Here is a 22,681-nt window from a genome sequence, read left to right on the forward strand (position 1 = left end):
CGCCGGTCCGGGGCGCGGCCTGAGTCCAATGTCGGTGGCGGCGCCGGTCCGAGGCCGCGGTCGGAGTCCGTTGTCAGTGGTGGCTGTTACGTTCTGTGACATGACCGATGACTGCCTGCGGCTGCTCCGGCAGCACCGCCGCCTGGCCGAACTGGCGGCGTTCCCCTTCAACTTCGACCTGGACCGGGCCGCCCACGGCCACCTCGAACCGGTCCGCCTCGCCTCCGGCGGCTCGCTGGAGGTCGTGGCGGGCTGCGACACCGGCGGCACGTATTTCGTGTGCGCGGACGGCTCGTTGCTGTACGCGAGTTCCGAGGGCTCGGCCGGGATCATAGGGTCGTCCGTCGACGAGGCGCTGGAGATCGTGATCGGCCTGCCGGGCTGGCGCGACTACCTGGGCCTGGCTCCGGCGGACGGCGAGGAGGCGATCCTCGCGCGGGTGGCCGAGATCGAGGACGAGATCCGGGAGTACCACGGCATCGACGCCGAGCGCGCCGAACTCCGCGCCGCGCTCGGCCTGCCCGACCGCTCCCCCGTCGACCTGCTCGGCAGACTGCACACGGCCCTGCTGCGCACCGAGCCCGACTTCCTCCTCCTCAACGCGGACGAGGACTGCGCCTACGACCTGCTCGACCCGCACCCCCGGCCGCCCCTGTGGGAGTCGGTACGGCACGAGGTGCCCGGCGACCCGGCCGGCCGGCCGCTGACGACCTGGGCCCGGCTGGCCGCCGACCAGGGGCTGACCGAGCTCGCCAGAGTGGCGTTGATCCGCCGGATGGACGAGATATCCATGGACCAGAGCCAGTTGCTCCGGCCCGGCAGCAGGAAGGAACTCGACCTGTCGCCCCTGCGCCTGCTGGCCGAGGAGTTCGACCGGCTGGGCGACCCGCGGCAGGCCGAGCGCGCCCGGAGTCTGTACACCGCCCTCCAGTAGAAGGTGGAGGTGCTCGTCGTCAGCCGACGGGGAGGGCCGGGGCGAGCGGTGGCCGGTCCGGCAGGAAGCCGTGGGCACGGCGGGCCAGGTGGTCCGGCTGGTAACGGTCCACATGTCGGTGCCAGTTGAGGATGCCGGCCATCCAGTTCTGCAGGTCCAGGACATAGTTCCGCATGGCCTCACGGGCCTCGGCCGACAGCTCGAAGTCGTCGCACACGACGGGGAGTTCGCTCGCGACGACATGCTCGAACTGCCGCATCCGCTGGGTCATCAGGTCGTGCACGACCCGGAGGGCGGTGGGGTAGTCGACGCCGAAGAAGTTCTGGACGACGAGGATCGCGTTGTGGAGCTCGCCCTCGTACTGGATCTCCTTCTGGTAGGAGAAGACGTCGTTGACGAGCATGCCGTAGTCGATGGCGGCGTTCTCCAGGGAGCGGACCGGGCCGCTGCGGTAGACCTCGGGCGGGATCGCGGGGCCGTGGCCGCGGCGGGCCAGGCTCAGGGTGAGGTCGGAGCCGAAGGTGTCCCGGCGCATCTCCAGGTAATCGACGGGGTCCGGGACACGGTGCTGGAGGTGGTTGGCCATCTCCCAGAGCCAGCTCTCGGTCATCCTGTCGACGGCCTGCCTGAGGAAGAGCCGGCCGTCGGCGTCCATGCCGGCGGTGGTGCGCGCCCACAGGTCGGCCAGGCCGCGTTCCATGCCGGTGACCGGGGCGGGGACGGGGTCGTCGGCGAGCGGCATGCAGGCGGACAGCCGGGCGGTGGCGAGCCGGGCGCCGGCCAGGTCGCGCCGGGTGCCGAAGTACAGGGGGTAGTAGTCGTCGGCGTAGGTACCCCAGGCCAGCCACTGGGCGCTGAGGTCGAGTTCCTCGGGGGTGGCGTCGGGGTCGAGGCCGGCGGCGCAGAGCACGAGGTCGCCGGCGGCGAGCTTGTCCTCGTCCCAGACGCCCTCGGCGAGCATTCCGGTGCCGTGCATCCAGGCGGTGAGCCGGGGGCGGGCGGTGTCGAGGTGCGGGCTGAGTTCGGCCTCGTAGGGCATGTGGAAGTCGGGCAGGAGGGAGGGGCCGACCTGCTGGAAGGGGACGTGGGTGTAGGCACGGAGGCGTTTCGCGGCGGCCTCGGCGAGTAACGCGCCGACGTCCGCGGCGGACGTGCCGGGGCCGGTCAGGGTCTGCCAGGGGGCGGTCTGGGCGGTGGCGCCCTGGTTCATGTAGCGGCTGGAGCGCAGATGCCATTCGTGGCCGCCGGACTGCCAGTCCTGCAGGCCCTTGGTGTAGGCGGCGATCGCGGCGGCCTGGTCGGGGGTGAGGCCCTTCTCGACGGCGAGGGCGGGCACTTCGGTGAGGGCGGTGTGCTCGAACTGGTGGAGGCGGGAGGTGAGGATGTCGTTGACCGTGTCGGCGGCCTCCTGGGTGGAGCAGTCGAAGAAGGTCTCCAGGACCAGCACGCCGTTGCTGTTCTCGCCCTCGTCCTCGACCTCGCGCTGGTAGGAGAACAGGTCGTTGCGGAGGTGGACGGCGTCCGCGAAGGTCTCCATCAGCACCCGCAGCGGCCGGGTCCCCGAGACGGCCGCGGGCACCTCGGCCGTCGCGTACTCGACGAGCCCCGCCGACCAGGGGGCGCCGCCGACCTTGCGGCGCATCTCGATGTACTCGACGGGGTTGGCGATCCGCCCCTCGTTGATGTTGGACAGCTCCCACATCGACTCGTTCAGCAGGTGCTCGGTGGCGACCGAGAACCGGCGGCGCCAGTCGACCGACATGGACGGCACGGTGCGCGCCCACAGGTCGGCGAGGCCCGCCTCGACCGGGTTCTCCGGCTCCGGCACGGGTGTCGAGAGGTCGAGCGGCATGAACAGCGGGAGCCGGTCGAGATGGGCCTTGCCGGCGGCGCGGTCCTGGGTGCGCTTGAACATGTCGAGGAAGTGGTCGTCGAAGAAGAACACCCACACGTACCAGTCGGTGATCAGCGAGAGGGCGGGGCCGTCGCAGTCGGGGTGGGTGTAGCCGCACAGCAGGCCGTAGTCGTGTGCCTCCAGGTCCGCCTGGGTCCAGATCCCGGAGCCCTCCAGCATGCCCATCTCCCGGGCCCACTCGGTGGAATGGGTCCGGGCCTCCTCCAGATGCGGGTTGAGCCGCGCGGGATACGGCATGTAGAAGTGCGGGAGTTCGAACGGCTGCGTCATGGCCAGGGCCCTACCCGTGGGCTCCGACGGCCATCCGCCGCGCGGCACATGATCACACCATCGCGTGAACCGGGGCGGTATCCGGGAACTTCGGGCGCCGGCTGTGGCGTTGGACGGGCATCCCTCGCCCCCGGGCCACGGCCGGACCGGTGGTCAGACGGTCGCGGTGCCGAACCAGCGGGGCAGGCGGTCGAGCAGTTCCCGCTGGTCGTCGCCGAGCCACGCCACATGACCGTCCGGGCGCAGCAGGACGGCGGGCGCGTCCAGTTCCTCGCCGGCGTCGACGACATGGTCGACCCGGTCCGCCCAGCCCGCCACCGAGAGCCGGCCGGTCCGGTCGAGCAGGAGTCCGCGTCCGGCGCGCGTCAGCTCGTAGAGGCGTCCTTGTTCCAGCCGCATGTCCCGGAGCCGGCGGCCGAGGAGGCCGGGCCCCTCGCCGAAGTCGTAGCGGACGGACAGCGCGGCGATCTTCTCGATCAGGTACCGGTTCACCTCCTCGAAGTCCATCAGTTCCGCCACCAGCCGGCGCACCGCCCGCGCACCGGGTTCGGCGGACAGCAGTTCCGACTGGGCCCGGGTGTTGTCCAGTACCGCGGCGGCCACCGGGTGCCGTTCGGTGTGGTAGCTGTCCAACAGCCCCTCCGGCGCCCAGCCGTTGACCTCGGCGGCCAGTTTCCAGCCGAGGTTGAAGGCGTCCTGGATGCCGAGGTTGAGGCCCTGCCCGCCGGTCGGCGGGTGGATGTGCGCCGCGTCGCCGGCCAGCAGCACCCGCCCCGACCGGTAGCGCTCGGCGAGCCGGGTGGCGTCGCCGAAACGGGAGATCCAGCGCGGGGAGTGCACACCGAGGTCGGTGCCGGCGAACTCCCGCAGCCGCAGCCTGAACTCCTCCAGGGTGGGCGGGACCGCGCGGTCCTCGGACACCCCCGCGGCGGGCACGATGACGCGGTGCACGCCGTCCTCGCGGGGCATGACGCCGAACCGGGCGCTGGTCCTGCGGACCTCGGCCACCACGGCGGCCAGCTCCTCCGGCGGTACGGCCACCTCCAGCTCGCCCAGCCAGGTCTCGTTGGCGGCCGGTTCGCCGGGGAAGGCGACGCCGAGCAGCCGGCGTACGGTGCTGCGGCCGCCGTCGCAGCCGACGAGGTAGCGGGCGCGCAGCCGCGTGCCTCCCCCGCCGGCCGCGCCCTCACCGGCGGGGGTGCCCCCACCGGTCAGTTCGACGGTGACACCGTGCTCGTCCTGGGCCAGTCCGGTCAGTTCGGCGCCGCGCCGGATCTCGGCGCCGAGTTCGACGGCCCGCTCGGCCAGCAGGCGCTCGGTGACGGTTTGCGGAATACCGAGAACGTACGAATGCGCGGTGTCCAAGCGGTCGGGCCAGGGCGCCGGAATACCGGCGAAAAAACCGCCGGTGGCGAACTTCTGGCCGAGTGGGAGGAACCGCTCCAGCAGCCCGCGCTGGTCCAATATCTCGACACTGCGTGCGTGCAGCCCGAGCGCGCGGGACTGACCGGTCGGCACCGCCTCCTTCTCCAGCACGAGCACCCGCACCCCGTGCAGCCGCAGTTCACCGGCGAGCGTCAGTCCGGTCGGACCGGCGCCGACGACGATGACATCGAGCATCGAAATCCCCCATAGGGCCATAGAAAAGGAAAGGCGTGCACAGTGCGCGGATCACCGATCTCCGCAGGTGACCGGCTACGGCCGGAGATTCTGCAACAGCGACCGGGGCTTGCCGCAAGGCCCCCGGTGCGCTATACGTTGAGAGTGGCGAGGAGCGGACGAACTCCTCGCCTTTCGTATTTCCGGCATGCGCGCCGGAGGGCCCCTTCCCCCGAAGCATTCACACGCCATCCATTAGGCTGCCGCCGTTGGTCGACTCATCGGACCAACAGATTCAGGGGGCGGGGGCCGATGAACAACGCGACCGAGGTGTTCCAGCCGTTGCAGGCGGACGATCCGCCCAGGGTGGCCGGGTACCGCCTCGCCGCACGGCTCGGCGCCGGGGGCATGGGCCGGGTCTATCTGTCGCACACCCGGGGCGGCCGTCCGGTGGCGATCAAGGTGGTGCGGCCGGAGCTGGCCGACGACCCGGAGTTCCGGCGCCGGTTCCGCCGGGAGATCACGGCCGCCCGGCGGGTCCGGGGCGCGTACACCGCCGAGTTGATCGACGCCGACGCGGACGGCGTACCGCCGTGGCTGGCCACCCTGTACGTGCCCGGGCCCGCCCTCTCCGAGGTCGTCGCCCGGCGCGGTCCGCTGCCGGTGCCGGCCGTGCTGTGGCTGATGGCGGGGGTCGCCGAGGCGCTGCAGGCGATCCACGGCGCGGGCATCGTGCACCGGGACCTGAAGCCCTCGAACGTGCTGCTGGCCTCGGACGGTCCGCGCGTCATCGACTTCGGCATCTCGCTGGCCGCCGACGCCACCTCGCACACCGCGACGGGCACCGCCATCGGCACCCCCTCGTTCATGGCTCCCGAGCAGGCCTCGGGAGGCGAGGTCACCCCGGCGACCGACGTGTTCGCGCTGGGCCAGACGGCGGCGTTCGCGGCCCTGGGCGCGCCGCTGTACGGCGACGGCCCCGCCGTCAACGTGCTGTACCGGATCGTGCACTCCGAACCCGACCTCGCCCCGCTGCCCGAGGAGGTGCGTCCGCTGATCGCCCGCTGTCTGGCCGCCGACCCGGAGCGGCGGGCCACCCTGGCGGAGATCGTCGACTGGTGCCGACGGCGGCTGGGCCCGGACGCCGACGCGGGCGCCGGACCGGCCGTGTGGCAGGAGATCACCGGACCAGAGGTGGCGGTGCCCGCCCCCGCGCCGACCCCGGTTCACCCTCCGCTGACCATGGCGGCCCCGGTCACCGTCACCTCGGCCGCCCCCGCCCCGGTCGGGCCGCTCCTCCCGCCGACCCATCCGTTCGCCCCGCCGCCGGAGCGGGCGGAGGAGCGGCCCGGCCGCCGCAGACGGGCCGTGCTGATCGGGATCGCCGCCGTGACCTCGGTCGTCGGCACGCTGACGGTCATGGCGCTGATACTGACGCAGACCGCCGACTGGGTCCGCCAGCAGACCGGGACCAGGTCCTCCGGCACCCCGGATCCGGCGGCCGGCGGCCGGTCGGCGGGTTCCACCTCGCCGAAGTCGCCGGACACCGCCGCCGACACCGGCACCACCGCGGACACCAGCGGCGGCACCGCTACCGGCTCCGGCACCTCCGCCGCTCCCTCGGTCACGGCCCCGCACCCCGAGGCGTACCCCCAGGTGTGGGTGGACGAGAAGAGTTCCCTGAGCTTCAAGGAGCCGGTCGAACGCGAGAACCGCAAGGGGGACGTGCGCTTCGACTGCAAGGAGATCGGGTGCGCGCTGGAGAGCGACACCAGCGTCATCGAGAACGTGTGGGACAACAAGGCCCAGGGCACCCTCGAAACCTGCCGTGACTCCCTCACCGCCTCCAAGAACCACAGCCTCACCCTGAACGTGGCCGCGGCCGGCAGCCTGATCTGCGTCAAGTCCCGCTCCGGGGACATCGCGCTGCTCGTGATCACGGTGAAGTCGACCGCGCTCTGGGACCGTCCCGGGATCAGCTTCATGACCGCGGACATGACCATCTGGCGCAAGGCGGCCTGAGCTCCGCCGTCTTGCCGGACCCGGGCCCCCGGGCCACGGTGGTGCCATGACCTCCTCCGCGCGCTCCGGCGAGGCACCGCCCGTCCCCGACGTCTTCGACCCGCGCCGGTACGCGGGCGGAGTGCCGTACGACGACTACCGCGTGCTGCGCGAGCACCATCCGGTCTCCTGGCAGGAGGAGCCGGAGGTGCTGGGGTGGCCGGCCGGGCCGGGGTTCTGGGCGGTGGCGCGGCATGAGGACGTGGTACGGGTGCTCAAGGACCCGGGGACGTACTCCTCGTGTCTCGGCGCGACCCAGATCCGGGACCCGGACCCGGCGGACCTGCCGTTCATCCGGCGCATGATGCTCAATCAGGATCCACCGGACCACGGGCGGTTGCGGCGCACGGTGAGCCGGGCCTTCACCCCGGGGCGGATCGAGCGGTTCGGTGCGGTGGTACGGCAGCGGGCGCGGACGCTGTTCGCGCGGGCCCTGGAGACGGCCCGGGCGGGGGACGGCACGGTCGACCTGGTCGCCGCCGTCACCGACGAGTACGCGCTGCTCAACCTCGCCGATCTGCTGGGGGTCCCGGAGAGCGACCGCGGACTGCTGCTGCACTGGACGCGACGGGTGATCGGCTACCAGGACCCGGACGAGGCCGGACCCCGGACGGTCGACGACCGAGGCCGGCCGGTCAACCCCCGTTCCCCGGCGATGCTGCGGGACATGTTCGACTACGCCCGCCGGCTCGCCGCGTACAAGCGCCGTCATCCGGCGGACGACGTGCTGACCGCCCTCGCGCACGACGCCGAACTCGCCGACGGGGAGCTGGAGATGTTCTTCTTCCTGCTCACGATCGCCGGCAACGACACCGTGCGCTCGGCGGCTCCCGGCGGGCTGCTGGCGCTGGCCGAACACCCGGAGTCGTATGCCCTGTTGCGCGCCGGGAAAGTGCCGGCCGACACCGCCGTGGACGAGTTGCTGCGCTGGCATCCCCCGGTGCTGACCTTCCGCCGGACCGCCGCGCGGGACACCGAACTCGGCGGGCGGCGCATCGGGAAGGGCGCCAAGGTGGTCGTGCTGCACGCGTCGGCCAACCGGGACGAGCGGGCCTTCGCCGCACCCGGCCGGCTCGACCTCGGCCGTACCCCGAACCCGCACGTCTCCTTGGGGGACGGGCCGCATGTCTGTCTGGGCGCCCACTTCGCCCGGCTGCAACTGCGCTCGCTCTACGCGGCGGCACCGCCGACACTACGGCCCGCGGGACCGGCCGGGCGGCTCGTCTCCAACTTCATCAACGGGGTGAAGTCGCTGCCGACGGAAGTGGGTTGACCTGGATCAGCGCATGGGTGCCGGCCGTGCGCCAGCGCTGTCCCCCGGCGGCGTCCGGAGCCGTCTCGGTGTCCGCGGAGAGTCCGGTGATCACATCGGACTTGAGGGTGCGCAGCGCGGCCACCGGGCCCGGGAACCAGGCGGTGACGTCGGCGAAGGGGGTGGTCGGGGGCCAGCGGCGATCGCCCACCAGGCGGCGGTAGTTGAGGTCGCCCTTGAAGAGCGTGAGGTCGGCGGAGGCGAACTCGGCGCGCAGGTCGTCGGGCATCTCGGCGTAGGGCAGCGGGGCGCAGGAGAAGGGGTGGGCGCGGACGGTGAGCCGGCCGTCCGACATCGCGGACCAGAGCGTACGGCCGTACGCGGCGGCCGTGCCGGGTGCGGCGGTGAGCCTGCGCAGGGCGTCGAGGACGTCGGCGGTCGTGGCGTCGGAGACGTAGTAGGGGTACGGCTTGATGTGCAGGACGGCGCGGCCGGCCCGCCCGGTGTCCAGGAGGTGGGCGATCAGCAGCAGGTCGGGGACGAGTTCGCGGCCCGCGTTGTCGGCGACCAGGCACAGGGTGCCGCCCCGGAGCAGCGGCCACAGGGCGGCGCTGTCGTCGGCGACCAGGGCGGAGACGGCCGCGCCCGCCTCCGCGGACAGGCGGAAACCCAGGTCGGCGCGGTTGCCCCAGAGGGAGCCGTGCAGCAGGGCGTGGTCCGGGTCGTCGTCGAGGGTGTCGAGGGCGGCGAGTTCCTCGTCGGTCTCCTTGGCGTCGAGTTCGGCGAGCTTGAACGGGCGGAACGGGTCGATGCCCTGCCAGGGGCCGGTGCCGAAGTAGCCGACGGCGTCCAGGAGGCGCCGGTAGAACCAGCTCTCGGACCACAGCCACGGCACGTCGAACCAGGACTGTCCGGCGTAGGCGTCCAGGCCCCAGTCGTGCCACCGGTCGTGGCCGGGCAGGGCTTCGATGGCGCCCTCGGTGCAGTTGCGCAGCAGTGCGTCGAGGGCGCGGTGCTGCTCGGGGCCGTACGGGAAGGCGTCCCGCACCTGCTGGATGATCGCGGGGTGGCGTTCGGCCAGCACGCTGTGCGGGAACGGGCCGGTGGTGCCGAGGATCACGGGTGCGGCGGCGGAGTCGGGCATGGGCGTCACGCTATCGCGCGGGCCGCCCGGCTCCGCCGAACGCGGGGCGCCGGTCACGCCGTTCTGATCTCGCGCTCCAGTTGCGTGGCGAGGGTCAGGTAGCGGGCGCGCCGGTGCACCGGGACCAGGCCGCGGATCATCAGGAACCACATCTCGGCGACCCTGCGCGGCAGTCGTCCCACCGGTTCCAGGTTGCGGCCGGCGACCCGGGTACCGACGAAGAAGCAGACCAGCGAGTGGGCGACCGCGCCGACGTCGATGTCCGGGTGGACGTCGGACTCCTTGACGGCGCCCGTGAGTTTGCGCGTGGCGAACTCCAGCCACTCCGTGAACGGGTGCCTGAGCGGCGGCCGTACGGTGACGTCCGCGGTGGCGAGCCGCAGTCCCGCGCGCGGGATCGGGCCGTCGACGGAGAGCCGGGCGATCGCGAACGTGGTGCGCATCAGGCCCTCCAGCGAGGAGTAGCCGCGGCTGTCCATCTCCCTCACCAACTGGCCGGAGGTGCGGGACTGGAGCTCCATGATGGCCTGGGCCAGGTCCTCCTTGGCGGCGAAGTGGAAGTAGAGCGCCCCCTTGGTGACCTGCGCGTGTTCGACGATCTCGCTCAGGCTGGTGGATTCGTAGCCGTGCCGGTCGAAGAGGTCGGCGGCGGCCGTGATGATCGTGGCACGGGTCTGTTCCGCACGTAACTGCCTCGCCATCGACTCAACACTCCTTCACGACATCACGGCTTCACGACTTCGTGTTCTCGACTGCACGGCTTCAAACCGACGGGGCATGCGGTTTGTTTTTTACCCCGTGCACACGATAGCTCACCGTGCGGCAGCGGGAGACAACTGTGCGGACCTGGTGACGGACACGTGTAAGTCGCGCCCGCCGAGCTTCGACCGGCGCCCACAATGCACAAACGGACGAGATCAGAACGCGTCCCTCCCTCGTGTTCGTGCCGGTTTCCGGAAGCGATGCGCAGAGCCGGGCGCACATCGGTGATCGCCACGATACGAGCCGGACGGTTGGTTCTCAACGGCGCACGGGGAGTCCATAAAACGGACGAGCCGGTCGGCGGCGTACACACCGACCGGCGCTGTGATCAACCGCGCTGAACGGTGCGCGCCCGGTTCCCGTACTCACCTCAGCAGTCCTTGTACCCGCGCCCGCCGAGGAGACGTCCCCGATGACTCGGACGACCGACCGGATGAAAGCCACGGGAGCCGCCGTGGCGGCTCCGCTTCTGCTCCTGTTCTGGGCGGCGGGGCCCGCCCAGGCGCACGGCGCGCCCACCGATCCGATCAGCCGGGTCTACGCCTGCTCGCCCAGCGGCGGCAGCGCCGGTACGGCGGCCTGCAAGGCGGCGATCGCGGCGAGCGGGCAGAACTTCGTCGCCTGGGACAACCTGCGGGTGGCGGACGTCAACGGCCGGGACCGGCAGGTCATTCCGGACGGAAAGCTGTGCAGTGGCAACCTGGCGGCGTACCGGGGGCTCGACCTGGCGCGCGCGGACTGGCCCGCCACCGAACTGACCCCGGGCGCCCGGCTCACGATGACGTACGCCTCGACGATCGCGCACACCGGCACGTTCAAGCTGTATCTGACCAAGCCGGGGTACGACCCGACGAAGCCGCTCACCTGGTCCGAGCTGCCCGCGCAGCCCTTCGCGGAGGTCAAGGACCCGCCGCTGACGAACGGGGCGTACCACTTCGGCGCGACGCTGCCGGCCGACCGGACGGGCCGTCAGCTGCTGTACACCATCTGGCAGAACAGCAGCACGTCGGACACCTACTACTCGTGCTCCGACGTGGTGTTCACGGCCAAGAAGGACGCGAAGAAGGACACCGGGGGCGACGCGGGGAAGGGCGGCGGGGCGACGGCGAGCGCGAAGCCGCGGGCGAGTGCCACGCCGACCCCGAGCGCCTCGAAGAGCGGAGCCGCCCCGGCACGGACGACGGCGGCGGCGTCCCCGGTCTCCCCAAAGACCGGAACCACCGCCGCCGACAGTACTCCCGTGGCCTCCGACACGGACTCCGGTTCGGGTCCGTCGGCGCCCCTGCTGGCGGGCGGCGCCGCGGCGGTGCTGGTGCTCACCGGCGGCGCCGCCCTGGCCTTGCGTCTGCGTCGACGCTGACTGGCCGAGTCAGAAGGTCAGTTGACGAAGACGGCGGCGCCGTTGTCGCTGACCGGGGCGTACTTCGCGGTGAAGTAGCCGGCCGACGGGCAGAGGATGGAGCCCGAGGACTTCGTGAACGCCTGGTTGCTGAAGGCGAGGCTGTTGTCGGTGTTGCTGCTCGTGCCGCTCAGGCTGGCGGCCTGGTAGACACAGGTGATGCTGCCCAGCAGGGTGGTCAGCTTGACCGTGGTCTGGACGGTCGAGCCGCTCGGCGGGGTGACCGTGACGCTGCCGTCCGAGGAGACCGCCGTGGTGTACGGCAGGTTGTCGACGGTGATGCTGGAGACGCCCGTCACGCCGGTGACGTTGCTGGTGCAGCTGCTGAAGGTCTGCGCGGTGGCCGACTCGGTGGCGGTGCCGGAGGCGGCCGGGTTGTCGGTGACCGTCGCGGTGAAGGTCGAGGCGGCGCAGGTGATGCCGCTGGTGCTGGTGGAGCTGGAGTAGAGGGTGGCGGTGGTGCCGCTGGCCAGCGACGCGGTGAGGGTGTCACCGACCGCGACGGCGGTGCCGCCGGCACTGCCGGTGGTGAGCACCGCGCCGTCGGCGGAGGCGGGCACGGTGGCCGCGACCGAGAGGGCGACGACGGTACCGGCGAGGGCGAGGAGAGAACGCGTACGCATGCGGGTTGCCTCTTTCTTCGGGGGGACTTGCATGGGGTGAGGTGGGGGGTTCTGGGGGCGCGTGTGCGGCGCCAGCCGTTGCCGACCCGTGACGCCTTCTCCGTACGTGACGGACCGGCAACGGCAGCCGTGCCGGACCGGCCGAAAGCCTGGGGGGGTTAGGCCTCCGGCCGGGCCGGTTGAGGGCGTTCGGGCACGGCCCCTGGGGGGAAGCGACCGTGCCGACGCCGCGAGCGGAGCGGGATCGAGGAGGCCGGGAAGCGGTCGATGCCGCTCGGCGGATCCGGCGCCACGGATCCGAAGGAAACCAGGGAGATTTGTAGACCTGATCAACCGTCAACGTCAAGGCCGATCAAGGGAGTTGAGCAACCGATCAAGGGAATGCAAGGTCAGAACAGAACTGACGCATATTCAACACCCTTTTTTCACAACTACCTTGACCCTGAAAAGTAACCGCCGGTAACTTTCGGCGTGGCTACTGCTGCGTAACGAGAAAGCCCTTGCGTCCGCCGGGAGTTGTGAGGAGGCGTGCGCGGCAGCCGCTGTCCGCGCCAGGACAACGCGCCAACTGAAGCCCAACCAGCGTGACTAATGCATGGGAGCAGACATGGCCTCGTCCTCGGACGTTCCGTCCGCCGACAACACGCCGGAGAACCCGGGAAGCGGTTCTCTTTCCGAAACACCAGACACCACCGGGGTCACCGGAGGGGACCAGAGACGCGGTCGGGTCCGGGCGCGCCGGGCAGCGGTGATGGCGATCCCCGCCACCCTGGTCGCCGCGGGTCTCGCGATCTTCACCGCGCAGGGTGTCCTGGGAGTGCAGTTCGCCATCTCCGGCATGCCCTTCGTGGTGACCGCGGACCGGCTCGACGGCACCGGCTTCGAGCAGTTCGGCGCCCTCGACAACATGATCGAGAACAGCCCCAACGCCGGTGACACCGGCGGCCAGGAGCTGGTCGTCACGTCGGTGGTGAAGAACGGCACGATCACCAACATGTGCCAGAGCGTCGACCTCGGCGGCATCCAGCTTCTCCTCACGGCCGGCGGCGGGTCCAAGCCGGTGTCCGTGCAGAACCTGGCGATCGACTCCGACGACATCAAGGGCGACGCCACCTTCAACAACATCGAGATCGGCCGCGACGCCAGCACCTTCGACAAGGGCGGCGTCCAGGGTCCGAAGGGCGTCTACGGCCAGCAGGCCGACAGCGTCGTGATCGAGAACCTCTACCAGCACAACTTCGCGGCCACCGCGGCCGTCTTCAAGCTCCCGAACCTGCACATGTCGTTCGCCGACCACGGTTGCGACTGATGACCGACTCAGGGACCCGGAGCGAGCGCTTCCGGCAGTGGCGGGGAGAACGGCCCTTCGCGGGGGGCGTGCTGCTCGTGCTGGCCGGTGCCGAGATCCTGGTGACCATGAAGGCACCCCTTCCGGTCATCCTGCACATCGGCATGCAGGGCCTGGCGGGTTATCTCCTGCCGGCCCTGATGATCGTCTGCGGCGTGCTGACCGTGTTCAACCCGGCGCAGCGGCTCTTCTACTCCGTTCTCGGCATCCTGCTCTCCCTGGGAACCTGGCTCACCTCGAACCTCGGCGGTTTCATGGTCGGCCTGCTCCTCGGGGCGGTCGGCAGCTGCATCACCTTCGGCTGGCTGCCGGACCAGGAGCCGCGCGTCAGCCGCCGGAAGCGACGCAAGGCGGCGCGAGCCGCCGCGCAGGGCTTCGGGGACGGTGCGGAAGCGGTTTGACAGATAAAGAGAAAGAAGAAGGGGCGGCCGGTGGATATCGGCCGCCCCATTCTTTCTGTGTACGGCCCCCTGGCACGCGCTTCCGCCGAACGGGTGACTTGGGAACTTCTTTGCCGTTCTGGTGAGTTCATCGGGCAGTCGGGTGGCGTGTGGTCCGCCCGGGTGTGCGTGACGAGTGCGGCGAAGGAGCGGCGGGCTTCATGGTGTTCAAACGGCTGCTGGGAGCGATCGGGGTCGGTGGGCCCTCGGTGGACACGGTTCTCGACAGCGGAGTGGTGGTGCCCGGCGGAGCGGTGTCGGGGCGGGTGTGGCTGAAGGGCGGCTCGGCGGCGGTGGAGATCGAGCACATCGGGCTCGAACTGCTCGCGCGGGTGGAGGCGGAGCACGAGGACGGGGAGAGCGAGGGCGCCGTCGTCTTCGAGCGGTTCACCGTGGGCGGCGGGTTCCGGCTCGGCGCGGAGGAGAAGCGGGAGGTGCCGTTCAGTGTGCCGGTGCCGTGGGAGACCCCGGTCACCGAGTTGTACGGCCAGCCGCTGGGCATCGTGCTCGGGGTGCGCACCGAGGTCGGGGTGGCCGGTGCCCGGGACAAGGGCGATCTGGACCCGCTCACCGTCGGGCCGCTGCCCGTCCAGGAGGCGGTGCTTGAGGCCCTGGGACAGCTGGGGTTCGGCTTCCGCTCGGCGGATCTGGAGTACGGCCGGATCGGCGGCACGGGCCAGCGGCTGCCGTTCTACCAGGAGATCGAGCTGACCCCGGCGCCGCGGTACGCGCACGCGGTGAACGAGATCGAGCTGACCTTCCTGGCCTCCCCCACGGGTCTGGAGGTCGTCCTGGAGGCGGACAAGCGCGGCGGCCCGTTCTCCTCCGGGCACGACGCGCTGACCCGGTTCACGGTGCGCCACGAGGACGTGCCCGCGCTCGACTGGAACGGCGAGGTCGACGGCTGGATCCGCCAGCTGATCGCGCACCGCGAGTCCTACGGCGCCCACGCGACGTACGGCCATGTCGAGCACCACGGCCACGACGAGCACCACGGCCACGACGACCGCCACCACTCCGGACCGGGCCTGGGCACGGCGGTCGCCGCGGGTGCGGCGGGCCTCGCGGTGGGCGTGGTCGGCGGAATGGTGGCGGCCGAGGTGGTCGACGAGATCGGCGACTTCTTCGAGGGGGACGAGGACTAGGCCCCGTCCGGGCGCCGGGGAGGCGTCAGCTCGGGGAGGCGGTCGGTTCGCCGGCCGTCCTGGGCTCCGGCTGCGCGGCGGCCGGGGCCGGCTCCGCCGCCATCTGCACCGACGTCGGTTCCACCGGGGGCGCGTCGTCCGCCTTCATCGCCTTCGCCTCGCTCTTGAGGATGCGCATCGACTTGCCCAGGGCCCGGGCGGTGTCGGGCAGCTTCCGGGAGCCGAAGAGCACGATGAAGACGATCGCGACGATCAGCAGATGCCAGGGTTCGAGTCCGTTGCGGAGCATGGCCGCCCCCTCCCTTTCTCACGTTTTCTCGGGCCGGCGGAGAGGGCTTCACGCGCCTCGGCCGGGCAGCGACGGTTGCTACATTGCGCAACTGTACAACCCGGCTGGGAAACGGTGGACAAACGCGGCCCCACGACTGTCACCGCTCGCGGGTCATCGCCCACGCCGGTCGTGACGTGCCCGCACGGCCCGCAGCGCCAGGGCGTACAGCCCGAGGACGGCGGCGAGCAGCAGGTGGTAGGCGGGCGGCAGGCCGGTCATGCCCAGGGCCGCACCCAGCGGGCTCGGCGGAAGCAGCAGACCGACGGCGGCCAGGACGGCCGCCGCCCGGCCGACGGGCCCCGGGCGGACACCGCCGCGCAGCAGGAACATCACCAGGGCCTGGGTGAGCAGGTTCTCGGTGAACCAGGCCGAGTGGAAGACGGCCTGGTCGTCGAGGGCGTCGGGGCCGCGCAGGGCGAGCGCGAGGACGCCGAAGGTGGCGAGGTCGGCGATCGCGTTGAGCGCCCCGAAGCCGGTGATGAACCGCAGGAAGGCCCGCGACCGCAGCACGGTCGGGCGGCGCAGCGCCGCCGGGCCGGGGCGGTCGTGGGCGAAGGCGAGCTGGGCGGCGTCGAAGCAGAGGTTCTGGGCGAGCACCTGGGCCGGGAGCATCGGCAGGAAGGGCAGGAGCAGGCCCGCGGAGAGCATGGCGATGACGTTGCCGAGGTTGGAGGAGAGCGTGACGCGCAGATAGGCGGCGATGTTGGCGCTGCTGTGCCGGCCCGCGGTGACGGCGTGCCCGATCGCGCCGAGGTCCTTCTCGGCGAGCACGACGTCGGCGGTCTCCCGGGCGAGGTCCACGGCGGTGCGGGGGGCGACACCGACGTCGGCCGCGCGCAGGGCGGGGATGTCGTTGACCCCGTCCCCGAGGAACCCGACGGTGTGCCCGGCGGCCCGCAGTCCGGCCACGATCCGGGCCTTGTCCTCGGGGGTGCAGCGGGCGACGACGGTGGCGTCGAGGTCGTGGGGATCGCCGGCCACGGCCGTCCGCGCGGTGTCGAGGCCGAGGTCCCGGCAGGCGCGGGCCGCCGTCGCCGGGTGGTCGCCGGTCAGGATCCGGACCGTGATGCCCAGGTCGGTCAGGCCGCGCAGCGCCTCGGCGGCGCCGGGGGCAAGCGCGTCGCGGAAGGTGACCAGGCCCCGGAAGGCGAGGCCGCGTTCGTCGGCGGAGGTGTAGCCGCGGGTGCGGGCGGGGACCTCGGCGGTGGCGACGGCGAGCACGCGCAGCCCGGTACCCGCCTCGCGGGCGGCGAGGGCGAGCAGGCGCTCACGTTCGGCGGGGTCCAGGTCGCAGCGGTCCAGGACGTCCTCGGCGGCACCCTTGGTGACCAGGAGACGGCAGCCGAGGGCGGCACCGGCGACGATCGCGGTCGCCGTGCGCCGCTCGGGGTCGAAGGGGACGGCGCCGAGGCCGTCGTACTCCTCCCCCACCGGTCCGGCCGCCGTGAGCAGGGCCTCGTCGAGGGCGTCGGGGGCGGGGAGTTCGGCGAGCTGGAGGGTCCACCAGGCGCCGACGGCGGCCCAGCGCAGCACCTCGGGGTCGTCGTCCCCGTCCGGTCCCAGCGCGCGTTCGACCACCGGCCGGTCCTGGGTGAGGGTGCCGGTCTTGTCGAGGCAGAGCACGTCGACCGCGCCCAGGTCGTGCAGGGCGGGCAGCCGTCGTACGACGACCCGGTGGGCGCGGGCGAGCAGGGCGGCGCCCCGGGCCAGGCAGGTGGTGACGATCACCGGGAGCATCTCGGGGGTGAGCCCGACGGCGACCGCGACGGCGAAGGGCAGCGTCTCCAGGCCCCGGCCGCGCAGGGCCGCGTTGGCCATGAGGACCAGCGGCGGGGTCAGCAGCATGAACCGGATGAGCACCCAGGAGATGCCGTGCACGGAACGGTCGAAGGCGCTGGGCTCCCGCCGCCCGCCGGCCGCGCTCTGCGCCACGGCGAACCGGGTCCGCTCCCCCGTCTCCACGACCACCGCCGTGGCGCTGCCCGAGGCGACCCCGCTGCCCTGGAAACAGAGACAGGGCTCCTGGAAGGGGCCTTCGGCCGCCGGGTCGGGGACATCGGCGGCGGCCTTGGCGACGGGCGCCGACTCCCCGGTGAGCACGGCCTGGTGCACGGTCAGTCCGCGGGCGCGCAGCAGTCGTACGTCGGCCGGGACCAGGTCGCCGGGGCCGAGCCGTACGACGTCGCCCGGGACCAGTTCCGCGACCGGGACCTCCCGGGCCCGCGGTTCGGTGTCCTCCCCGGTGCGGCGCAGGACGGTGGCGGTGCCGGCGACGAGTTCGCGCAGGGCGGCCAGCGAGCGGTCGGCGCGGTGTTCGCCGGCGGCCCGCAGACCGGCGCTGACCGCGACCAGGGCGAGGATCACGACGGCCGTGCCCCAGGAGGCGACGAGGGCGGAGACCAGGCCGAGGGTGAGGAGGACGGCGGTGAAGGGGTCGCGCAGGGCCCGGAGGCAGCGCAGCGGCCAGGAGGCGCTGTGCGGGAGGCGCGGGGTGTTCTCGCCGACGTCGGCGAGCCGGGCCGCCGCCTCGGCCTCGGTCAGCCCGCGCGGTCCCGTGTCCAGCCCGCGCAGCACCTGCAGCGCGGTGGCGGCCTCGCCCTCAGAGACCACGGAGACGGCGGGGGGCCGGGAGTTCGGCACCGGTGGCGCGGGCGGTGAGCCGGCCGACGAGGAGGCCTACGACCTCGACGACGTCCGGGTCGTCCAGGAGGTACACCTGGCGGCGGCCCTCCCGGCGGGAGCGGACGAGCCCGGCGAGCTTCAGCTTGGTGAGGTGCTGGCTGACCGCGGGCAGCGCGCCGCCGACCCGCTCGGCGAGGCCCGTGACATCGCTCTCGCCCTGCGCCAGGGCCCAGACGATGTGCAGCCGGGCGGGCGAGGCGAGCAGCCCGAAGGCCGCGGCGGCTTCCGTGAGCACGTCCGCGGAGGGGTCCTCGATACCACTGCCGGGCGCTGTCGCCACCGTCGTACTCCTCCTGACCACCCCAAGGGAGGCACCAGTCTAGGGCGCGGGAACTTCTCGGCCGCCGGGGCAGTTTCTACGTTGTTGTAGAAGTAAATTCTTGGCAAGCGACGTTCTTGGCAAGCACATACCGACCGAGGAGTGAGTGCGCATGGCTCTGTGGGACCGCATCAAGGATTCCGCGACGCAGATGCAGACCCAGCTCGTGGCGAAGAAGAACGACCTGAAGAGCGGTGCGTTCCGCGACGCGAGCATGGCGATGTGTGCGCTGGTGGCGGCGGCCGACGGCACCATCGACCCGGCGGAGCGGCAGCGGGTCGCGCAGCTCATCGCCACCAACGAGGTGCTGCAGAACTTCCCGGCGGACGACCTGCGCCGCCGTTTCGAGGAGAACCTGAACAAGCTGACCACCGACTTCGCCTTCGGCAAGGTGAGCGTGCTCCAGGAGGTCGCCAAGGCGAAGAAGAAGCCCGCCGAGGCGCGTGCCGTCATCCAGATCGGCATCGTGATCGGCGGCGCGGACGGCGACTTCGACAAGACCGAGCAGGCCGTGGTCCGCGAGGCCTGCTACACGCTCGACCTGCCGCCGCACGAGTTCGACCTCTGACCGGCACGCCCGGACGGGGGCGGCTCACATCCGTCGGCTCGTGGCCCAGCAGAGCGCGGTGAGGGCCATGGCCACGGCACAGGCCGCCTCCGCCGAGCCGTCCAGGTAGGCACTGCCCAGGACTGCCACGCCCAGGGTCGCCCCCAGTTGCTGTACCGCGTTCAGCGCACCCGCCGCCGAACCGACCTCCTGGGGGCGCAGCGGCTTCAGCGCCAGCGTGAAGAAGGCGGGGGTGAACAGCCCCGCGCCGAGGCCCACCAGGGTCAGCGCGGGCAGCAGCGGCCAGGGGTAGCGGGTGGACCCGGTGGCGGTGTACCCGGCCGCGGCGGCGGCCAGACCCGGGAGCACCAGGGCCAGACCGTACGGCATCATGCGGCGCCGGGCGCCGTGCCGGCCCGACAGCCAGGACGACACGGCCAGGCCGGCCGACCACGGGGTGAGGCTGAGACCGGCCGCCAGTACGCCCTGGCCCGCCTCCAGTTGGAGTTGCAGGACCACCGCCGTCAGCAGGCCGTTCGTCACCGCGAAGAACGCCGTCGAGGTGGCGAGGGCGGGCAGGAACCCCCGGTGGGTGAAGAGGGTGGGTTCGAGCAGCGGGGCGTTCGCGCGGCGCTGGTGCAGCGCGAACGCGGCCAGCGCCAGCAGGCCCGACACCAGCGACGCCCAGCCGCGCGGGGGCAGTTCGGTGAGGTCGGTGCCGATCAGGGGGTAGACCAGCAGGCCCGTGCCGGTCGCGGCGAGTGCCGTGCCCGGCCAGTCGAGGGTGGGGCGGTGTGGCGCGCGGTTCTCCAGGAGCTTCGGGGACAGCACCAGGACGACCACGGCGAGCGGCACGTTCACCAGGAACGCGGCACGCCAGGAGGAGCCGAACAGGTCGGCGTGGGTGAGGACGCCGCCGAGGATCGGGCCGCAGACGGCCGCGAGGCCCATCACCGGGCCGATGCTGCCCAGTGCCCGGGACATCTCGTCGCCCGTGAACATCGCCCTGATCAGTCCGATGGTCTGCGGGATGATCACGGCCGCGGCGGCGCCCTGGACGGCGCGGAAGGCGATCAGCAGGGCCGGGGACGGCGCCAGGGCGCAGGCGGCCGAGGCCACGGCGAAGAGGGCGACACCGAGGACGAAGAGCCTGCGGCGGCCCGCGATGTCGCCGAGACGTCCGCCGGTGATCAGCAGGACGGCGAAGGGGAGGGTGTACGCCGTGCTGAACCACTGGACGTCGGAGACCGGGCCGCCGAGGTCGGCGTGCACGACGGGGGCGGCGACCTGGACGATCGTCGCGTCCAGGAGGTTCATCGCCTCGGCGAGGAGCAGGGCGAAAAGGGCCGGCCACCGCCACCGGTAGGGCGTGGCGGTGGCCGGCGGACGGACGGTCGCGGATGTCATGGGGTGGCGGTCCTCTCACGCTCGGGGCCTGGCGTGGGACAGCCTGCGAGCGGCGAGGAGCGGCGCACCGGACCCGGCCGGACAATCGCGGTTTTCCTCCGCCGACCCGGCCGTCGGTGACGGAATCCGACACCGACGGCACGGGACGAACGGCCGGCGGTGGTCAGTCCTCGGTAGTAGCGGTCGACCAGCCGGCCCGCGGCGAGCCGGGCGGCACCGCGCAGGGTCTCGTCGGCGTACGCGGCGAGCGGGCCGCCGCCCTCCTGGAGCCAGATGGTGCCGAGCGGCCGGGTACCGGCCCGGATGCCGACGACCAGGCGCCGCCGGGCCCCGAGGTCGGGCCGGGCGCCGACCTCGACGACGTCCTCGCTCTCCCGGACCCTGCGGTACACGCCCTCCTGCCGCAGCAGGGCGAGATACGGCTCGGGGCAGGAGCGGCCCAGCACGGAACGGCGGCGCAGGTCGTCCGCGTCGTCCACGGAACCGGCGTGGGCCAGGACGCGGTGGGCGGTGTCCTCGATGCTGACGGGGCCGCCGGCGAGGGCGGCGACGGTCTGGGCGAGGGAGTAGAGGTCGCCGTGCGAGCGGTCGTCGGCCGCGGCGGCGGCCCGGACGAGTTCGCCCTGGACGACGGCGGCGACCTCGTCCCAGCGGATGCCGGCCGGGACGACGAGGAGGGTGGCGCCTGCCTTCTCGGCGGCTTCGCGGAGCGCGGGGTCCTCGCGTACGGCGACGGCGGCGCCGGGCGGGCGGCCGGCGAGGTCCGTGGACCGGGCGCCCACCGCGAGGACCAGGGTGCCGGGGGTGGCCGCGGGACGGTCGCCGGGTTCGGTGATGACGACCTCGGTGACGGGGGTGGCGCGGCGGGCGGCCGGCAGGACGGTGGCGCCGAGGAGGTCGGCCATGCGGGCCGGCGGGGCGGGCACGGGGGTGCCGAGGTCGTGAGGCATGCGGGCACATGAGAGGGACGGGGCTTGGGGGGTCGGGGGCGCGTGCGCCCCTCACAGGTCCGCCAGGACCCTCAGCAGCTCCATGGCCGCGCTCACGTCTCCCGACAGGTCCCGGTCCGTCATGTCCGCCGACAACGCGTCCGCCGCCGCCTCGAACGCCGGGATCCTCGGTGGCACCGGGGCCAGCCGCAACGCCCGTACCGCCGTGACCAGTTCGCAGGCCAGCACCACCGGGTACGCCTCGGTCGCCCGTTCCGCCTGTTTCACCGCCTGGCCCGCGAAGCCGGCCGTCTCCTCCAGGCCGTGGGAGAGGACGGCGTGGCCGGCCGATGCCGGGGCCGCGCCGGCACGGATCTCCGCCAGGGCCGAGTGGGCCGTGTACTCCAGGATCATCGTGCCGGAGCTGCTCGTCGGGCCTGTGGTCAGGAAGGCGGGGAGGCCGGTGAGGTCGGCGCGGGTGAGGGCCTGGAGGCGGGCCGCGGAGAACTGGGCGGTCTGCAGGAGGGCGAGGTCGAGGCCGTCCAGGGCCAGGGCGAGCGGGGCCGCGAAGAAGCCGCCGTGGTGGTAGACGTCGCCGTCGGGGGCCAGGACGGGGTTCTCCGATGGGCAGTTGATCTCCGTCTCGACGACCTCCCGGAGCCGGTCGGCGGCCTCCAGCGCCGCGCCGTGCACCTGGGGGAAGGCCCGGAAGCCGTACGGGTCCTGGACACGGCGGCCGGTGGTGAGGGAGCGGTCGGGGATCGCGAGCAGACGCCGTATCTCCGCGGCGACGCGGGCCGGGCCCGGGTACGGGCGCAGGGCGTGCACCTCGGCCGCGTAGGCCTCCGCCGAGCCGGAGACGGCGGCCAGCGAGAGGGCGGCCACCACGTGCGTGGCGCGCAGCAGGACGTCCAGGTCGTGGCAGACCAGGGCGGCCCGGCCCAGGGCCAGGGCGTTGCTGCTGAGCAGGGCCAGCGAGTCGCCGGGGCGGAGGGTGACGGGGGCGGGCAGTTCGGCGTCGGGTTCCGTGGTGAGCCAGGGGCGTTCGCCGATCAGGGTGAGGCCGGTCTGGGCCAGGGCCGTCAGGTCGCCGGTGCCCACACCGCCGTACTCGTTGATCGCGGGGTGGACGCCGAGGCGCAGGGCATCGGTCAGCGCCGTCACGAAGGACGGGTGGATGCCGGAACCGCCGGCCAGCAGCTGGTTGGCGCGGACGGCGAGCAACGCGCGGGCCCGGCGGGGCGACAGCAGGGGGCCGGCGCCGCCGGCGTGGCTGCGCAGCAGGCGCAGGGTGTGGCCGGCCGCGTCGGACGGGTCGACGGCGACGGAGCGCAGGGCGCCGACGCCGGTGCCGCGCCCGTACCAACGGCCTTGCGCGGCAAGGTCGTCGGCGGTCCGGTGGGCGCGGCGGACCCGGTCGAGCGCCTCGGGCGGTACGACCGGTTCGGCGACGGCGTCGGCCAGCCGGACGAGTCCGGACAGGCCGAGGCCGTCGCCGTCGAGCACGACACGGGGGCGCGGGGGCACCCGTCTCGGTACGTCGGTGGTGCCGCCGTCCAAGGGGGTTCGGCGAC

General features: G+C 72.7%; 19 protein-coding genes. 8 read left to right on the plus strand and 11 right to left on the minus strand.

Features of this window, described 5'->3' with window-relative positions:
• The first annotated feature begins 100 nt into the window (after positions 1-100).
• Entirely contained in the window at positions 101-934 is an 834-nt protein-coding gene (locus ACGFZS_RS24635; RefSeq protein ID WP_393796939.1) for a hypothetical protein, read from the plus strand.
• 19 nt (positions 935-953) lie between these two features.
• Here the strand turns inward: ACGFZS_RS24635 and cyc2 are convergent, their stop codons facing one another.
• Both cyc2 and rox read right to left on the minus strand, forming a co-directional pair.
• The gene (gene cyc2 / locus ACGFZS_RS24640; RefSeq protein WP_393796940.1) at positions 954-3,119 is read right to left on the minus strand and encodes a germacradienol/geosmin synthase Cyc2; all 2,166 of its coding nucleotides are present in this window, start codon (positions 3,117-3,119) and stop codon (positions 954-956) included.
• Between the two features lie 153 nt (positions 3,120-3,272).
• On the minus strand, positions 3,273-4,739 hold the full coding sequence (gene rox / locus ACGFZS_RS24645) for a rifampin monooxygenase (protein ID WP_393796941.1): 1,467 nt from the start codon (positions 4,737-4,739) through the stop codon (positions 3,273-3,275).
• A gap of 291 nt (positions 4,740-5,030) precedes the next feature.
• Between rox and ACGFZS_RS24650 the strand changes: the two genes are divergently transcribed.
• Positions 5,031-6,740, plus strand: a complete 1,710-nt coding sequence (locus ACGFZS_RS24650) for a serine/threonine-protein kinase (protein WP_393796942.1) — start codon at positions 5,031-5,033, stop codon at positions 6,738-6,740.
• A 46-nt stretch (positions 6,741-6,786) separates the two neighbouring features.
• Positions 6,787-8,052, plus strand: a complete 1,266-nt coding sequence (locus ACGFZS_RS24655; protein ID WP_393796943.1) for a cytochrome P450 — start codon at positions 6,787-6,789, stop codon at positions 8,050-8,052.
• Here ACGFZS_RS24655 and ACGFZS_RS24660 read toward each other — a convergent pair.
• The gene (locus tag ACGFZS_RS24660) at positions 8,015-9,175 is read right to left on the minus strand and encodes a damage-control phosphatase ARMT1 family protein (RefSeq protein WP_393796944.1); all 1,161 of its coding nucleotides are present in this window, start codon (positions 9,173-9,175) and stop codon (positions 8,015-8,017) included. The genes ACGFZS_RS24655 and ACGFZS_RS24660 overlap by 38 nt on opposite strands.
• A gap of 53 nt (positions 9,176-9,228) precedes the next feature.
• Entirely contained in the window at positions 9,229-9,876 is a 648-nt protein-coding gene (locus ACGFZS_RS24665) for a ScbR family autoregulator-binding transcription factor (RefSeq protein WP_393796945.1), read from the minus strand.
• Between the two features lie 473 nt (positions 9,877-10,349).
• On the opposite strand from ACGFZS_RS24665, the gene ACGFZS_RS24670 reads away from it, so the two are divergent.
• Positions 10,350-11,297: a lytic polysaccharide monooxygenase gene (locus tag ACGFZS_RS24670; RefSeq protein ID WP_393796946.1), complete on the plus strand. Its 948-nt coding sequence runs from the start codon at positions 10,350-10,352 to the stop codon at positions 11,295-11,297.
• A 17-nt stretch (positions 11,298-11,314) separates the two neighbouring features.
• Here ACGFZS_RS24670 and ACGFZS_RS24675 read toward each other — a convergent pair whose 3' ends face one another.
• On the minus strand, positions 11,315-11,959 hold the full coding sequence (locus ACGFZS_RS24675; RefSeq protein ID WP_365684188.1) for a Tat pathway signal sequence domain protein: 645 nt from the start codon (positions 11,957-11,959) through the stop codon (positions 11,315-11,317).
• Between the two features lie 607 nt (positions 11,960-12,566).
• Between ACGFZS_RS24675 and ACGFZS_RS24680 the strand changes: the two genes are divergently transcribed.
• From ACGFZS_RS24680 to ACGFZS_RS24690, 3 genes are all read left to right on the plus strand, one after another.
• Positions 12,567-13,268: a DUF6230 family protein gene (locus ACGFZS_RS24680; protein ID WP_365684186.1), complete on the plus strand. Its 702-nt coding sequence runs from the start codon at positions 12,567-12,569 to the stop codon at positions 13,266-13,268.
• Positions 13,268-13,708, plus strand: a complete 441-nt coding sequence (locus ACGFZS_RS24685) for a DUF6114 domain-containing protein (RefSeq protein ID WP_393796947.1) — start codon at positions 13,268-13,270, stop codon at positions 13,706-13,708. Before ACGFZS_RS24680 ends, ACGFZS_RS24685 begins: the two co-directional genes overlap by 1 nt.
• A 200-nt stretch (positions 13,709-13,908) precedes the next feature.
• Positions 13,909-14,892: a sporulation protein gene (locus ACGFZS_RS24690; protein ID WP_393796948.1), complete on the plus strand. Its 984-nt coding sequence runs from the start codon at positions 13,909-13,911 to the stop codon at positions 14,890-14,892.
• Positions 14,893-14,917: 25 nt separating this feature from the next.
• On the opposite strand, the gene tatA is transcribed toward ACGFZS_RS24690, so the two are convergent.
• The 3 genes from tatA to ACGFZS_RS24705 all read right to left on the minus strand — a co-directional run bounded on the left by tatA (position 14,918) and on the right by ACGFZS_RS24705 (position 18,185).
• Positions 14,918-15,181: a Sec-independent protein translocase subunit TatA gene (gene tatA / locus ACGFZS_RS24695; protein WP_365684180.1), complete on the minus strand. Its 264-nt coding sequence runs from the start codon at positions 15,179-15,181 to the stop codon at positions 14,918-14,920.
• 153 nt (positions 15,182-15,334) lie between these two features.
• On the minus strand, positions 15,335-17,863 hold the full coding sequence (gene mgtA / locus ACGFZS_RS24700) for a magnesium-translocating P-type ATPase (protein ID WP_393796949.1): 2,529 nt from the start codon (positions 17,861-17,863) through the stop codon (positions 15,335-15,337).
• A complete protein-coding gene (locus tag ACGFZS_RS24705) occupies positions 17,823-18,185 on the minus strand; it encodes an ArsR/SmtB family transcription factor (RefSeq protein WP_393796950.1) in 363 nt (120 codons plus the stop codon). The genes mgtA and ACGFZS_RS24705 overlap by 41 nt, the downstream gene beginning before the upstream one ends.
• Before the next feature lie 151 nt (positions 18,186-18,336).
• Here ACGFZS_RS24705 and ACGFZS_RS24710 point away from each other — a divergent pair, with 151 nt between their 5' ends.
• Positions 18,337-18,792, plus strand: coding sequence for a tellurite resistance TerB family protein (locus ACGFZS_RS24710; protein ID WP_132890095.1), 456 nt, complete (start codon positions 18,337-18,339; stop codon positions 18,790-18,792).
• Positions 18,793-18,816: 24 nt separating this feature from the next.
• On the opposite strand, the gene ACGFZS_RS24715 is transcribed toward ACGFZS_RS24710, so the two are convergent.
• From ACGFZS_RS24715 to ACGFZS_RS24725, 3 genes are read right to left on the minus strand one after another with little or no spacing between them, the layout of a single operon-like run.
• Positions 18,817-20,178: an MFS transporter gene (locus ACGFZS_RS24715; protein ID WP_393796951.1), complete on the minus strand. Its 1,362-nt coding sequence runs from the start codon at positions 20,176-20,178 to the stop codon at positions 18,817-18,819.
• Positions 20,175-21,128 (minus strand): hypothetical protein, encoded by a 954-nt coding sequence (locus ACGFZS_RS24720; RefSeq protein ID WP_393796952.1) that lies wholly within the window; start codon positions 21,126-21,128, stop codon positions 20,175-20,177. The genes ACGFZS_RS24715 and ACGFZS_RS24720 overlap by 4 nt, the downstream gene beginning before the upstream one ends.
• Positions 21,129-21,179: 51 nt before the next feature.
• Entirely contained in the window at positions 21,180-22,667 is a 1,488-nt protein-coding gene (locus tag ACGFZS_RS24725) for an aromatic amino acid ammonia-lyase (protein WP_393796953.1), read from the minus strand.
• Positions 22,668-22,681: the final 14 nt, after the last annotated feature.

This window comes from Streptomyces sp. NPDC048288, from assembly GCF_043201555.1.
In the GTDB taxonomy this organism is placed as follows: domain Bacteria; phylum Actinomycetota; class Actinomycetes; order Streptomycetales; family Streptomycetaceae; genus Streptomyces.

Coding starts and splice junctions, on each gene's coding strand:
- ACGFZS_RS24635 (WP_393796939.1), top strand. CDS start 101: ATGACCGATGACTGCCTGCGGCTGCTCCGGCAGCACCGCCGCCTGGCC.
- cyc2 (WP_393796940.1), bottom strand. CDS start 3,119: ATGACGCAGCCGTTCGAACTCCCGCACTTCTACATGCCGTATCCCGCG.
- rox (WP_393796941.1), bottom strand. CDS start 4,739: ATGCTCGATGTCATCGTCGTCGGCGCCGGTCCGACCGGACTGACGCTC.
- ACGFZS_RS24650 (WP_393796942.1), top strand. CDS start 5,031: ATGAACAACGCGACCGAGGTGTTCCAGCCGTTGCAGGCGGACGATCCG.
- ACGFZS_RS24655 (WP_393796943.1), top strand. CDS start 6,787: ATGACCTCCTCCGCGCGCTCCGGCGAGGCACCGCCCGTCCCCGACGTC.
- ACGFZS_RS24660 (WP_393796944.1), bottom strand. CDS start 9,175: ATGCCCGACTCCGCCGCCGCACCCGTGATCCTCGGCACCACCGGCCCG.
- ACGFZS_RS24665 (WP_393796945.1), bottom strand. CDS start 9,876: ATGGCGAGGCAGTTACGTGCGGAACAGACCCGTGCCACGATCATCACG.
- ACGFZS_RS24670 (WP_393796946.1), top strand. CDS start 10,350: ATGACTCGGACGACCGACCGGATGAAAGCCACGGGAGCCGCCGTGGCG.
- ACGFZS_RS24675 (WP_365684188.1), bottom strand. CDS start 11,959: ATGCGTACGCGTTCTCTCCTCGCCCTCGCCGGTACCGTCGTCGCCCTC.
- ACGFZS_RS24680 (WP_365684186.1), top strand. CDS start 12,567: ATGGCCTCGTCCTCGGACGTTCCGTCCGCCGACAACACGCCGGAGAAC.
- ACGFZS_RS24685 (WP_393796947.1), top strand. CDS start 13,268: ATGACCGACTCAGGGACCCGGAGCGAGCGCTTCCGGCAGTGGCGGGGA.
- ACGFZS_RS24690 (WP_393796948.1), top strand. CDS start 13,909: ATGGTGTTCAAACGGCTGCTGGGAGCGATCGGGGTCGGTGGGCCCTCG.
- tatA (WP_365684180.1), bottom strand. CDS start 15,181: ATGCTCCGCAACGGACTCGAACCCTGGCATCTGCTGATCGTCGCGATC.
- ACGFZS_RS24710 (WP_132890095.1), top strand. CDS start 18,337: ATGGCTCTGTGGGACCGCATCAAGGATTCCGCGACGCAGATGCAGACC.
- ACGFZS_RS24715 (WP_393796951.1), bottom strand. CDS start 20,178: ATGACATCCGCGACCGTCCGTCCGCCGGCCACCGCCACGCCCTACCGG.
- ACGFZS_RS24720 (WP_393796952.1), bottom strand. CDS start 21,128: ATGCCTCACGACCTCGGCACCCCCGTGCCCGCCCCGCCGGCCCGCATG.